At 30.9% G+C, this 13,552-nt stretch carries 14 protein-coding genes; 9 read left to right on the plus strand and 5 right to left on the minus strand.

Annotation, left to right across the window (positions count from 1 at the left end):
* Positions 1–19 precede the first annotated feature (19 nt).
* Genes AC2I98_RS08585 through AC2I98_RS08605 form a run of 5 tightly spaced genes read right to left on the minus strand, consistent with a single transcriptional unit; the run spans position 20 to position 5,610 of the window.
* Positions 20–1,216, minus strand: coding sequence for a polysaccharide pyruvyl transferase family protein (locus AC2I98_RS08585; RefSeq protein ID WP_486411298.1), 1,197 nt, complete (start codon positions 1,214–1,216; stop codon positions 20–22).
* Positions 1,213–2,451: an ABC transporter ATP-binding protein gene (locus AC2I98_RS08590; RefSeq protein ID WP_486411299.1), complete on the minus strand. Its 1,239-nt coding sequence runs from the start codon at positions 2,449–2,451 to the stop codon at positions 1,213–1,215. The genes AC2I98_RS08585 and AC2I98_RS08590 overlap by 4 nt, the downstream gene beginning before the upstream one ends.
* 9 nt (positions 2,452–2,460) lie before the next feature.
* A complete protein-coding gene (locus tag AC2I98_RS08595) occupies positions 2,461–3,300 on the minus strand; it encodes an ABC transporter permease (protein WP_486411300.1) in 840 nt (279 codons plus the stop codon).
* Positions 3,301–3,356: 56 nt separating this feature from the next.
* Positions 3,357–4,424: a dTDP-glucose 4,6-dehydratase gene (rfbB, locus tag AC2I98_RS08600; RefSeq protein WP_486411301.1), complete on the minus strand. Its 1,068-nt coding sequence runs from the start codon at positions 4,422–4,424 to the stop codon at positions 3,357–3,359.
* A 19-nt stretch (positions 4,425–4,443) separates the two neighbouring features.
* Positions 4,444–5,610 (minus strand): nucleotide sugar dehydrogenase, encoded by a 1,167-nt coding sequence (locus AC2I98_RS08605; protein WP_486411302.1) that lies wholly within the window; start codon positions 5,608–5,610, stop codon positions 4,444–4,446.
* Between the two features lie 248 nt (positions 5,611–5,858).
* On the opposite strand from AC2I98_RS08605, the gene panB reads away from it, so the two are divergent.
* From panB to AC2I98_RS08650, 9 genes are all read left to right on the plus strand, one after another.
* Positions 5,859–6,674 (plus strand): 3-methyl-2-oxobutanoate hydroxymethyltransferase, encoded by an 816-nt coding sequence (gene panB, locus AC2I98_RS08610; RefSeq protein WP_038331097.1) that lies wholly within the window; start codon positions 5,859–5,861, stop codon positions 6,672–6,674.
* A gap of 98 nt (positions 6,675–6,772) precedes the next feature.
* Positions 6,773–7,450 (plus strand): RluA family pseudouridine synthase, encoded by a 678-nt coding sequence (locus AC2I98_RS08615; protein ID WP_486411303.1) that lies wholly within the window; start codon positions 6,773–6,775, stop codon positions 7,448–7,450.
* Between the two features lie 31 nt (positions 7,451–7,481).
* The gene (locus AC2I98_RS08620; RefSeq protein ID WP_486411304.1) at positions 7,482–8,342 is read left to right on the plus strand and encodes a lysophospholipid acyltransferase family protein; all 861 of its coding nucleotides are present in this window, start codon (positions 7,482–7,484) and stop codon (positions 8,340–8,342) included.
* A 1-nt stretch (position 8,343) separates the two neighbouring features.
* Entirely contained in the window at positions 8,344–9,336 is a 993-nt protein-coding gene (locus tag AC2I98_RS08625) for a glycosyltransferase family 2 protein (protein WP_486411305.1), read from the plus strand.
* A 106-nt stretch (positions 9,337–9,442) separates the two neighbouring features.
* The gene (locus AC2I98_RS08630; RefSeq protein WP_486411306.1) at positions 9,443–10,222 is read left to right on the plus strand and encodes a GLPGLI family protein; all 780 of its coding nucleotides are present in this window, start codon (positions 9,443–9,445) and stop codon (positions 10,220–10,222) included.
* An 81-nt stretch (positions 10,223–10,303) separates the two neighbouring features.
* Positions 10,304–11,080 carry a GLPGLI family protein gene (locus AC2I98_RS08635; RefSeq protein WP_486411307.1) on the plus strand — a complete coding sequence of 259 codons (777 nt, stop codon included), beginning with the start codon at positions 10,304–10,306 and terminating at the stop codon, positions 11,078–11,080.
* Positions 11,081–11,148: 68 nt separating this feature from the next.
* Complete coding sequence (locus AC2I98_RS08640) at positions 11,149–11,931, plus strand: GLPGLI family protein (protein WP_486411308.1); 783 nt, start codon at positions 11,149–11,151, stop codon at positions 11,929–11,931.
* 79 nt (positions 11,932–12,010) lie between these two features.
* Complete coding sequence (pncA, locus tag AC2I98_RS08645) at positions 12,011–12,613, plus strand: bifunctional nicotinamidase/pyrazinamidase (protein WP_486411309.1); 603 nt, start codon at positions 12,011–12,013, stop codon at positions 12,611–12,613.
* 140 nt (positions 12,614–12,753) lie between these two features.
* On the plus strand, positions 12,754–13,530 hold the full coding sequence (locus AC2I98_RS08650; protein ID WP_486411310.1) for a GLPGLI family protein: 777 nt from the start codon (positions 12,754–12,756) through the stop codon (positions 13,528–13,530).
* The last annotated feature ends 22 nt before the right edge of the window (positions 13,531–13,552 follow it).

Genomic DNA, 13,552 nt, shown 5'->3' on the forward strand with positions numbered 1-13,552 from the left:
ATTATTCTTCAAAACTAAATTAATTTGATTTTTTTATAACGTCAAATATCTCTTGAAAATTTTCAAGATATATTTTCTGATTTCGATCGTTTTGTTCCTTTATCTTAACGTTTAAATCACTACTAATAAGTCGTTCTACTAATTGAAACATTTCTAATTTTTCATCAAGATAAGAAAATTTTAAGTCCTTTATTGACCATGTTTCTATATAAGATTTTTGTTTTTTAATCTTATAATCTAGACCTACGTAAGGAACCCCATAATTCATAGCAGTAATTATTCCATGTAAACTTGTACCTATAAATACTTTACCATTAGCTATTATATTTATAATACTCGGTATATCTGGTTGCTTTATTAAAATACTTTCAAACTTTAATAAATCTTGAAACTTATTTAAAGCTTTATCATCTTCATGTCCACTTGCTGTACCTATTGGTAATAATATAATTTTATAGTTATACTTCTTATATATTAGTTTCAATTCATTAGCAATATGTTCGTATTCGTCTTTTAAGCTTAATATTGAAATTTGAAAAACAATATAGTCCTTTCCTATAAGTGGAACTAAATCTTTTTTAGGAAAAATTTTTGATAACATAACAACTGAATCTGGAGAAACTTTCGCTTTAATATTTTTTTTCTTTAAACTTGTATATGATATATCGTCTCTAACATTGAGTACACTAGCATCTTTCAAATCCCTCATTATAAACCCATCAACTCTATAACCACCTCCAACTGAATTATAAAAAAATTTAACATCAGGATTTTTGAAAAGTTTTCTACTCATCGAAAATGGATATGGGCTAATGCCACCTAAAATTTTTCTTGATAAAAATTTTAATAATTTATAATTATACTTTCGAGGTAAATAATTTCCTATATAATTAAAAGTTTTTGATAATTTAGGATTTATAAAATAATATAATCCTTCCCAAGTTGCCCCTAAACACTCTCCACCAGCTATTATTATAAAATCAATCCTAGAGCCATTAATATCTTTTATCATTTTCTTATAATTTTCAGATTTAAAGGCTCCAATATGAGTAAAATCAGATTTAATTAATGAGTATTTTTTTAAAACAATATCGCGATCTACAATAGATGAGAAACAATAATCAATAACTATTGGAAATAAAAAATCCCCATAGTTCATTCGATCATGTGGACCAAATATGGCAATTTTATTAAGTTTATTTTCTATTTCATTCATTTTTGTTCTATTTCGGCATTCATAAAATAAGGTGCAAAATCCGCCAACTCTAATCCCTCTACCTTAAACTTAACAAAATCTCGGTAGATACATAACCATTCATTTATTTTATCAGAACTATTATTCGTGTTTTCAGCTAGCATATAAGTAATAGAATATTCTCCGTCAATCAATCGTATGTCTTTTAAATTGATTTTCAAAGTAGATTGCTTTTCACCTTTAAAATACCCATTGAAACGATTCGTATAAACAGATCCTACTACCTTCATATCCTTATCACTAATTCGGATAATTGCAAAATATTCTTTATAATGTTTCTTTAAATTAACATCAAATTCGAGCTTTATATCTTTTCCAAACGGAATAACAATTGCTTGATTTTTACTTTCGTTTGATTCAAAAACAACTTCTTGATTATTTAATTTAAAATTAGACAACTCCGCACCATCTTGCATCTCAATTAAACCTAGTTTGTCGTTACTAAACTCATTTAGGTACAAGTCAATTCCTTTGTGAATATTAGTTCCATGGTAATACGATTTACCATGACGCATAAACAACACTTGGTTACATGTACGTGTAACATCTGGCATAGAGTGACTCACAAATATAACCGCTGCTTTTTGCATAATCTCCAACGTCTTGTTGAATGATTTTATTCGAAATCCAACATCGCCAACAGCTAAAACCTCATCTAAGATCAGTACATCGGGCTCTGTAAAAGCGGCAACCGAAAAACCTAAACGTACTTTCATCCCCGACGAATAATATTGTACAGGCGTATCAATAAATTCTTCTAACTCTGAAAAGGCAACAATTTCATCGTATTTCGCATCAATCTCTTTTTCTGTTAGTCCTAAAACAGCTCCATTGTTATAAATATTTTCGCGTCCTGTAAGAATTGGGTTAAAACCAGCAGTTAGCTCAATTAAGGCATTAACACGTCCTTTCATGGTAATCTTCCCACGATCTGGAGCGATTAAGCCTGTTAAAACTTTTAGCAATGTTGATTTTCCCGCTCCATTGTGTCCTAACAAACCAAGACATTCACCTCGGCGAACTTCAAAACTGATGTCATCTACCGCCCAAAACTCTTTTTTACGTAAATCTCTAACCTTATTGTTACCAAAAAAACTACTTCCTAAATCTTGTAAACCATACAATAATCCTAAATTAAGATCCTTACAAAATTTCTTCGAAACATTTTCTACTTTAATTAAAACTTCGTTTTCCATCACTTACAATTACATACGTTCTACAATAATCGGAATAGATACACGATAAAAAATCCAACCAATAATTAATGCGATTAAGCTCACTACAAATATCAACAACAGATACATCGGTTGATCCCATCCATAACCTGTTAATAAATTACGTGCAGAATTGATGATAGGTGTTAATGGATTAATATTAACCAATTTTGCCAAGAAAGGGTTTTTCATCTCTTGATACACAACTGGTGTGGTATACATTGCAAAAGATAAAAACAAAGGAATTCCTCTTCCAACATCTTTATACAACATACCAATTGGTGTTATTAACAATCCAATTGCATTTCCTACAAAGATTAGAAACAAAACCATTGCTAATCCTAATAGTACGTTTACACCTGGATTAATTTGAAAAACTAACAAGGCTAATCCAATAATAACAATTTTTATAACAGTGTTAAAAACTACTTTATAAAACCCTGACAATAAAATAGCTTCTTTCGGGAAATTAATTTTTGAAATTAATGCTTTTGCTCCATTAGTCGAAACTAAAGGCGAGTTGATGCTTTCAGAAAAAATACTCCAAAGCATTGATCCAATAAATACAAATAAAGGATAAGGCAACTGATCAGTTTCAATTTTCACAGCGCCAGACATACTCAGAAATATCCAAACAAGTGCATTGATTAAAGGTGTGATAAAAGCCCACATAACACCTAATAAAGATTGTCTATATTCGGCTTTTTTATCTCTGATGAATAATCTTTTTGCTAACTCTCTCGAGTCTAAAAAATCGGTTAACATCGCCTTAATTTCGGCAATAAAACCTGTTTTTCTTTTGGAAGAATACGTTGTAATCTTCAAACTCATAAAATAAATTTAGGTTGTTTAAAATTTTAGGTTCTTTTTTCAGAACCTAAAACTATTTAATTATACTGTTTTTCGTAATAATTCTGATAATCACCAGACGTTACATTATCTAGCCATTCTTTGTTTGATAAAAACCAATCGATAGTTAGACTCAAACCTTGCTCAAACGTCACACTTGGTTTCCAGCCTAATTCTTCATTGATTTTTGTTGCATCAATTGCATAACGTAAATCGTGACCTGGACGATCTTTAACGAAAGTTATAAGCTTTTCAGAAGTTCCTGCTTCTTTTCCTAATTTTTCGTCCATTTGTTTACACAATTCTTTTACCAAATCGATATTTTTCCACTCATTGAAACCTCCTACATTGTAAGAACCTCCATTTTTTCCTTCGTGGAAAACTAAATCAATCGCTTTTGCATGATCGATCACAAATAACCAATCGCGTGTATATTTTCCATCTCCATAAATTGGAAGTGGATTTCCGTTCAAAATATTATGAATACATAACGGAATTAATTTTTCTGGGAAATGATTTGGTCCGTAATTATTTGAGCAATTCGTCATCACAATTGGTAAACCGTATGTATCATGATAAGCTCTTACAAAATGATCCGAAGATGCTTTTGATGCCGAATATGGTGAATGCGGATCATAAGACGTTTCTTCTGTAAAAAATCCTTCATCACCCAAAGCACCAAAAACCTCATCTGTCGATACATGATGAAAACGTTTTCCTTCGAAACCTTGTGCTGAGCCTGTCGAAGCATTCATCCAAATTGTTTTTGCAGCATTCAACAAATTCACTGTACCAATCACATTTGTCATCACAAAATCTAACGGATTTGTTATTGAACGATCCACGTGAGATTCGGCAGCTAAATGAATAACACCATCTGGTTGATGCTTTTCAAAAACCTCTAAAATATGTTTGGCATCCGTAATATCAGCTTTTACAAATTCGTAATTTGATTTACTTTCGATGTCTTTCAAATTCTCTAAATTTCCTGCATACGTCAATGCATCAAGGTTGATGATTTTCGTTTCAGGATATTTTAAGACAAATTCTCTTACAACGTGAGATCCGATAAATCCAGCCCCACCTGTAATTAAAATAGTTTTCATAGTATTTTAGTTGTTATTTTTAATCGTTTCCAAACAAATCGCGCGTATAAACTTTCTCTTTCACGTCAGCCAATTCAGGTGCATTTCGATTCGAGATAATCACATCACATTCTTGTTTAAAAGCTTCAAAATCATTCATTACCTTTGATCCAAAGAAAGAATCTTCTTTCAGAACTGGTTCATAAACCACCACTTCAATTCCTTTTGCTTTGATTCGTTTCATTACTCCTTGAATCGCAGATGCTCTAAAATTATCTGAACCTGATTTCATAATTAAGCGGTAAACACCAACTTTCTTAGGATTTTTAGCGATGATAGAATCTGCAATAAAATCTTTTCGCGTTCTGTTTGCATCAACAATTGCTTGAATGATATTATTTGGAACCGCATCATAATTCGCCAATAATTGCTTCGTATCTTTTGGCAAACAATATCCACCATATCCAAATGATGGATTGTTGTAATGCGAACCGATACGAGGATCCAAACCAACTCCTTCAATAATTTGCTTACTATCCAAGTTGAAAGTTTGTGCATAACTATCTAACTCATTAAAGTAAGCGACACGCAATGCTAAATAAGTATTCGAAAATAATTTGATTGCTTCTGCTTCGGTTGAATGTGTAAACAACGTTGGAATATCTTTCTTAATTGCTCCTTCTTTCAACAAATTAGCAAAAACTTCTGCTCTTTCGCTTTGCTCACCAATAATAATTCTTGATGGATACAAATTGTCGTATAAGGCTTTTCCTTCTCTCAAAAATTCAGGAGAAAAAATAATATTTTGATATTCTAATCGTGATTTTAAATCTTCAACAAAACCAACTGGAACTGTCGATTTTATAATAACTACAGCATTCGGATTAAATTGTTTAACATCCTTTATAACCGATTCTACACTTGATGTATTGAAATAATTCGTTTTTGGATCGTAATCCGTAGGCGTTGCTACAATCACATATTCTGCCTTTGCATAAGCAGTTTCTTTGTCTAAAGTCGCAAGAAAATTAAGTTCTTTATTCTGCAAAAAATCTATAATTTCTTTATCTTCAATCGGAGATTTTTTTGCATTGAGCATTGCAATCTTTTCTGGAACAACATCTAACGCCACTACTTCATTATGCTGAGCTAATAAAATTGCGTTAGACAAGCCAACGTAGCCTGTTCCCACTATTGCTATTTTCATTTATGGTTATTTAAAATTAGTTTAAGAGAACAAATTTAGTGAAATTCTCTCAATTCAAATACCAATTTACTAAAAATGAGCAAATAGACAAGCTTATTTACGTTTATAAAACTGTAAAAATTTTTATTTCATTTTCAACGAATCGATTATCTAGTTCTTCATTTGTCAAACTGGAAAAAATTTCAGTCAAAATTAGTTCTGTTTTTAATATTCAAATTAACTTTACAAAAGTTAAAAATATAAACGTAATGTCTGTAAATAAAGAAATCAAACGTATCACTACAGAAACTGTGCGTAACATGAAATTTACCGGAGAAAAAATTTCGATGTTAACGGCTTACGATTTTACAATCGCTTCGCTTGTAGATGCGGCTGGAACTGAAGTTATTTTAGTTGGTGATTCTGCGGCTAATGTAATGGCTGGTCACGAAACTACTTTGCCAATTACTTTGGATCAAATGATTTACCATGCGCAATGTGTCGTTCGTGGAGCAAAACGCGCTTTGGTTGTAGTTGATTTACCTTTTGGTACTTATCAATCTGACCCACAAAAAGCCTTAGAATCTTCAGTTCGAATCATGAAAGAATCGGGTGCGCATGCAATCAAATTAGAAGGAGGGAAAGAAATCGAAGAATCTATTCGTCGTATCGTAAATGCTGGTATTCCTGTTATGGGACACTTAGGTCTTACGCCACAATCTATTTACCAATTTGGTTCGTATAAAGTGCGTGCAAAGGAAGATGCAGAAGCAGAAAAATTAATTAGCGATGCTAAATTATTAGAAGAATTAGGATGTTTTTCATTAGTAATGGAAAAAATCCCTGCTGATTTAGCTGCTAAAGTAACAGCCTCTGTTAATATCCCTACAATAGGAATTGGTGCAGGAGCTGGTTGTGACGGTCAAGTTTTAGTTGTACATGATATGTTGGGGTTAAACAACGAATTCAAACCAAAATTTGTTCGTAAATATTTAAACTTAGAAGATCAAATTCATCAAGCTGTTGGACAATATGTTGCTGATGTAAAATCGGGCGATTTCCCAAATGTTAATGAACAATATTAAATAAGTCATGAGTAATAAGTTTTGAGTAGTGAGTTTTTAAATAATAACTTGAGAAAATTCTAACTCAAAACTTTCAACTCATCACTCAAAACTCAAACATGAATCCAGAAATTTTATTCGAAGACAATCATTTGTTAATCATTAACAAAAAAGCGGGTGAATTAGCACAAGGAGACGAAACAGGCGACATTCCACTTATCGATAGTCTAAAGGACTATATAAAACAACGTGACAATAAACCTGGAAATGTTTTCTTAGGTTTAGTTCATCGATTAGATCGACCTACTTCTGGCGTTTTAATTTTTGCCAAAACTTCGAAAGCCTTAACGCGTATGAACGAAATGTTTCAGAAACGAAACATTGACAAAGTTTATCGCGCGATTGTACAGAGTAAACCTCCGAAAGATTTTGAACGTTTGGAGCATTATTTAAAGAAAAATCCGAAAAATAATAAAACTACGGTTTATTCCAAACCAACGCCTGATGCGAAAAAAGCAATTTTAGAATATACCTATCTTGGTGCTTTAGATACTTTTCATTGCGTAGAAGTGAAGTTATTCACAGGTCGTTCGCATCAAATTCGCTCGCAACTTTCTGCTATAGGCTGCCCTATAAAAGGTGATTTAAAATATGGTGCAAAACGATCAAACCCTGATGGAAGTATTTGTTTGCATGCTTATAAAATCACGTTTGAACATCCAGTCAAAAAAGAAGAAATGACAGTTGTAGCTCCAGTTCCGAAAGATGCAATTTGGCAAGCAACAACCAAATTTTAATTCGTAAATTTGTCTCTTATTTGTTTGTCAAATGAACAGCATTTTTTATTTTATCATCTATCAAATTTCTCGTTTACCATTATCGGTATTATACAGATTTTCGGACTTTTTGTTTTTTCTGTTATATACGGTTATTGGTTACAGAAGGCGTGTTATTAGAACAAATTTAGAGAAATCTTTTCCAGAAAAATCTCAAGAAGAAATAAAAGCAATCCACCGAAAGTTTTATGCTAATTTTTGTGATTATTTAGTTGAAACCTTGAAAAGTTTTTCCATTTCGCAAGAAGAATTAGACAAACGATTTACCTATTCTAATCTCGAAGTTTTTGATGAAATAAAAGCCGAAAAACGAAATACGATGATGATGTGTGGACATGTTTTCAATTGGGAATGGTTCATAGGTGCTGTCAAATATCTATCTACAAAGGAAACAGCAGCAGTTTATCATAAAATTAGAAATCCTTTTTGGAATGACAAAATTAATGCCATGCGTGGTCGTTTTGGAACAAAAGCCTTGGACATGAAAGATGTTCTGCGTTTTATGATGAAAGCTCCAAATGACGGAGAATTAACGTATTTATTTGTGGCTGATCAAAGCCCGAAACAATCTGCAGTACATTATTTCATTAACTTTCTGAATCAGAGAACACCTGTATTTAATGGTTTTGATAAAATTGCACGCCGCAAAGATATGGGTGTTGTATTTTGTAAAACTGAAAAAATAAAACGTGGTCATTATCATACGACTTTCATTCGTTTGAAACCTCAACAAGAGGAATTCGCCGAAAATGAAATCGTTCATCAATTCTTTGACCATTTAGAAAAAACTATTCAACAACATCCAGATAATTGGCTTTGGAGCCACAAACGTTGGAAATATGCCGATTTATAATATGAAAACAGCAATTGCCATTTTGAATTGGAATGGAGAAAAATTACTTTCTCAATTCTTACCTTCAGTTATTAACAATTCTAAAAACGCATCGATTTATGTCATTGATAATGCGTCGACTGACCATTCTATTGAATTGTTGAAAACTCAATTTCCTGAAGTAAAAATCATTCAAAACGAAGGAAATTATGGTTTTGCACAAGGATATAACGAAGGTTTAAAACATATTGATGCGGAGTATTTTTGTTTGCTTAACTCAGATGTTGAAGTAACTGAAAATTGGATTGATCCAATTGAAAAATTGTTTGATAACAACCAAGATATCGCCGCAATTCAACCCAAAATACTAGACTACAAAAACAAAGAATATTTTGAATATGCTGGTGCAGGTGGTGGTTTTATAGATAAGTTTGGTTATCCTTTTTGTCGTGGGCGAGTTTTTTCTACGTTAGAAAAAGATAACGGTCAATACAACGATACAACGCAAATTTTTTGGGCAACTGGCGCAAGTTTATTTATCAGAAAAAAAGATTTCTTTGAACAAAATGGCTTTGATGAAGATTATTTTGCGCACATGGAAGAAATCGACTTGTGTTGGCGATTAAACAATGCTGGACGAAAAGTTTTTTATTGCGGAGAATCTACTGTTTATCATTTAGGTGGCGCAACTTTGAATAAAGCTAATCCGAAAAAATGGTATTTAAATTACCGTAATAGTTTGTGGATGATGTTAAAAAATCTTCCTGCTAACAAATTATTTCCGATGCTTTTTACTCGTCTTTCTATGGACGGAATTGCCGCAGTAGCTTTTTTACCCACACAAGGTTTACCGCATGTTTGGGCAGTTTTCTTATCGCATATGCATTTTTATTTTGGTTTTATAAAAATGTATAAAAAACGTCAAAAGCACCAAATCAAAAACTACTCTGATAAAGAATTATTGCCTTTTCAGTATTTTATCAAAAAACGTCAATACTTTAAAGATTTAAAATAATAACTCCTCAAGAATTAAATTATTTCTTAAAATTTATATAAAATTTTAATTCTATTATTGTAGAATATAAAAATATTACTATCATTGTAGAACAAATCAAACTACAATGAGAAAAAAACTATCACTATTCACTTATTTTGTTTTATTAACAACAATTTCATTTGCACAAAAATTAGAAGTTACTTACCAAGAAATTGTAAAAGTAAATGCAGATGAATTTAAAGGTTCTGTAAAATTTTCTACAAATGGTAAAGCAAGTCAAATTCCTAATGATGTTTACGATAACATGATTAAGAATATGCAAGAACCAAAAGATTTTATCTTAACAATCAATGATAACGAATCTTTTTACAATAAAATTGAAAAGATAGATAATCAACAAGGTAGTGGAATGCGCGTATCAATGAGTTTTGGTGATTCTGGAAATGGTTTATTCAAAAATTTAATTACAAAAGAATATTTGAAAAGTGTAAAATCATTTGACAAAACTTATACGATAAAAGATAAACTAACTGAATATAAATGGCAATTGACACGAGAAACAAAGAAATTAATTGGTTTTGATGTTAAAAAAGCAACTGCAATTGTGGATAGCACAACCACAGTAACTGCATGGTATGCACCAAGTATTACGATAAAAGATGGACCTGGAGTTTACAATGGTTTGCCTGGGTTAATATTAGAAGTAGAAATTAAAAATACTAAAAATAAGGGAATTGAAAGTAGCATTATTCGTGCAACAGAAGTAAAAGAAGTTCCTAATCTTAAACCAATCGAAAAACCAAAAGATAAAAATACAATCTCTAACGAAGAATATAAAGCGTTGAGTGAAAAAGCAATGGAAAGATTGAAACAAATGAGCTCTGAAGGTGTGAATAAAGATTAATAATTCAATCAATATGTTTGAGAGATGATTTTATTTAGTATTTTAACATAAAACATCTTATAATCAACAACTTGAACTATCATGAAAAAACTATTAACCTTATTTGTTTATTCTACATTATTAACAACAATTTCGTTTGCTCAGAAATTAGAAGTCACGTACCAAGAAGCTTTGAAAATAAATCCTGAAGAATATAAAAGTACAGTTAAGTATTCTGCTGATGGAAAAGAAAGTACGATTCCAAATGATATTTTCGCAGAACTTTTAAAAAGTGCGACTGAACCCAAAAATTATCTTTTAACTATTTATAATAACGAAACAAGTTATAAGGAAATTGAAAAAATAAATAATGGTCAAAGTGAAGACATGTTTGATTTTGATGCAGGAAATAGTTTAAAGGATTTACTCAAAAATTTAACGACGAAAGAATATTTCAGGAATGTTAAAATAATGAATAAGCCTTACATTGTAAAAGATAAATTAACTGAATATAAATGGCAATTAAGTAGAGAAACTAAAAAAATAAATGGTTTTGATGTCAAAAAAGCAACAGCTATAATTGATAGTACAACAACTATCACAGCTTGGTATGCTCCGACAATAAATATTAAAGATGGACCTTCTATGTACAATGGTTTGCCCGGATTGATTTTAGAAGTAGATATCAAAAACTCGAAGAGAAAAGGTATCGAAAGTCATACAATTCGAGCAATAGATATAAAAGAAGTTCCTAATCTTAAACCTTTCGATCAACCAAAAAATAAAAACATTATTACTAAAGAAGAATATAAAGCTCTAAATCAAAAAGAAATAGATCATTATAAAAATATGAATTCGGAAGGAGTTAGTAAAGATTAAAAATAAATTTTCTGAGACAGATTAAACATTTTCGTATTTTAATTGTCTAAAGAACAAATTACATCAAAATGAAAAAAATAATTTCAATTTTAATTTTATTTATTGGTTTTGTTTCTTTTGCACAACAAGAAAAACTGGAGGTGAATTATACTTCTCGAATTATTCTTCCAAAAGATTTCACATTTCAAGCTCCAGGTGGAGGTAGTGGTAGACAAATACCAAAAGAAATGCAAGAACAGTTTATAAAATCAATTCAAGAACCGCAAGATTATACATTAACTATTTTAGGCGACGAATCACTTTATAAATTAATCGAAAAAATTTCGAACAATCAAGAGCAAGGAATGAGAGGTCCTCGTGGTGGAGGAAGAATGATGATGATGAATGGTGATAATATTTATAAAAATACCTCAACTCATCAATTGTTAAAAGAACAAAATATGATGGCAAAAACGTATATCATAAATGATTCTTTGCAAAATTATGATTGGAAATTAACACGAGAAAGTAAAACTATTTTAGGAAACGAAGCAAAAAAAGCCACAGCTATAATAGATAGTATTCAGACAACTGTTTGGTATATACCAACTATAAAATATAAAACTGGACCAGAAAATTATTGGGGATTACCTGGACTAATAGCAGAAGTAGAAACAGAAATAAACAGAGGTCCTGTAAAAGGAAAACGTATAATTACTTTATCTAATATTTCTACTTCGACAAACTCAAAAGCGATTGAAAAACCAAAAGATAAAAGCGCAATATCTCAAAAAGAATATAATAAACTAATGGATGAGCAACGCAAACGATTTGAAGATATGCGAAACTCTGGTGTTAATAAACGTGATTAATTTTTTTGAAATATTTCATTCATAATCATATTTTAAAACTTATATTTAATTCTAAATTAATCTTAAGAAATAAAATACTATGAAAGCTTTAATCATCGTAGATATGCAGTACGATTTTTTACCTGGAGGTACGTTAGCTGTAAATGATGGAGATAAAATTATCGAACGCATAAATAAATTACAAGAAAAATATGATGTCGTTGTCGCAACACAAGATTGGCATCCAGCTAATCACAAAAGTTTTGCTTCGCAACATCCACAAAATAATGCTTTTGATGTAATTGAACTAAATGGAACACGTCAAGTTTTATGGCCAGACCATTGTGTGCAAGGAACAAAAGGAGCAGAAATACATAAAGATATTAATCAAAATAAGATTAGTGCGATTATTAGAAAAGGAATGAATCCTAATGTAGATTCGTACAGTGCTTTTTTTGATATAAATAAGAAAAATCCAACAGGTTTACATGGATTTTTACAAGATCATAATGTAACAAGTGTGTATATATGTGGTTTAGCTGCCGATTATTGTGTGTATTATACCGCAAAAGATGCTTTATCACTTGGTTATACAACTTATATTTTAGAAGGTACAACAAAAGCGATTAACCAAGACCTTTTTGATGAATTGAAAGAAGATTTCACTAAAAAAGGAGGGAATGTCTCAACCTATTTATTATAACAATAGAATAAATACGTAGATAAAAAATGTCATTTGAAAACCTTAACTTTTTGAATGACATTTTATTTTTAACTAAAAAACTAACGTTTTTATGTAACATTACTCTATAAAAGTAGACTAACTATACAAATGAACTATATATGAAAAAAGCAATCTTAACATTTGCCTTAGGAATTATCACAACAACAGTTTCTATCGCACAAGACAATAAAGCTCAAAACATTGACGCCACTTATATCATGGAAGTTAAAATGGATTACGAGCAAACAATGAAATCTATTCCTCAACAATTAAAAGCACAAGTTGGTCCAATGCTAAAAGCTGAAATTGATGCTGGAATTTTTATGACTTATTTCTTCAAAAGCAACTCTAAAAATTCAACTTTTACATTAGAACAAAAAGTAGACAATGGACAAGGTGGTTTAGGAATTATTGCGCAACAAATGGCTGCCATGGACAACAAACCAACTTATAAAGACTTTACCGTAACACCAAATCTATATTACAAAGAAGTGGACATGGGCGTAAAGCAATATTTAATCAAAGATCAAATTCCAGATTACAAATGGAAAATTACACGCGAAAAAACTGACATTGCAGGATATCAAGTAACAAAAGCAGAAGGTGTGATGATGGATTCTATTCCTGTTACAGCTTGGTTTGCTCCTTCTATTCCAATTAAAGATGGACCTACTTCTTTAGCTGGCTTACCAGGATTAATCATCAAAGCAGAGTTTGATGCAAATGGTGCTAAAATGATTTATACTTTAAAAGATTTAAAAATTTCTGATAAAGAACTAAAAATTGCTTTACCAACAAAAGGTGAAGTTGTAACACAAGATCAATTTGTTAAAATAATGCTGGATATGCAGAAAAAAATGCAAGAACAATTCGGCGGTGGAATTGACACCAAATAATTATCACCAAATTAATCAGTTC

This window comes from Empedobacter sp. EJD.6dd (genome assembly GCF_057369435.1).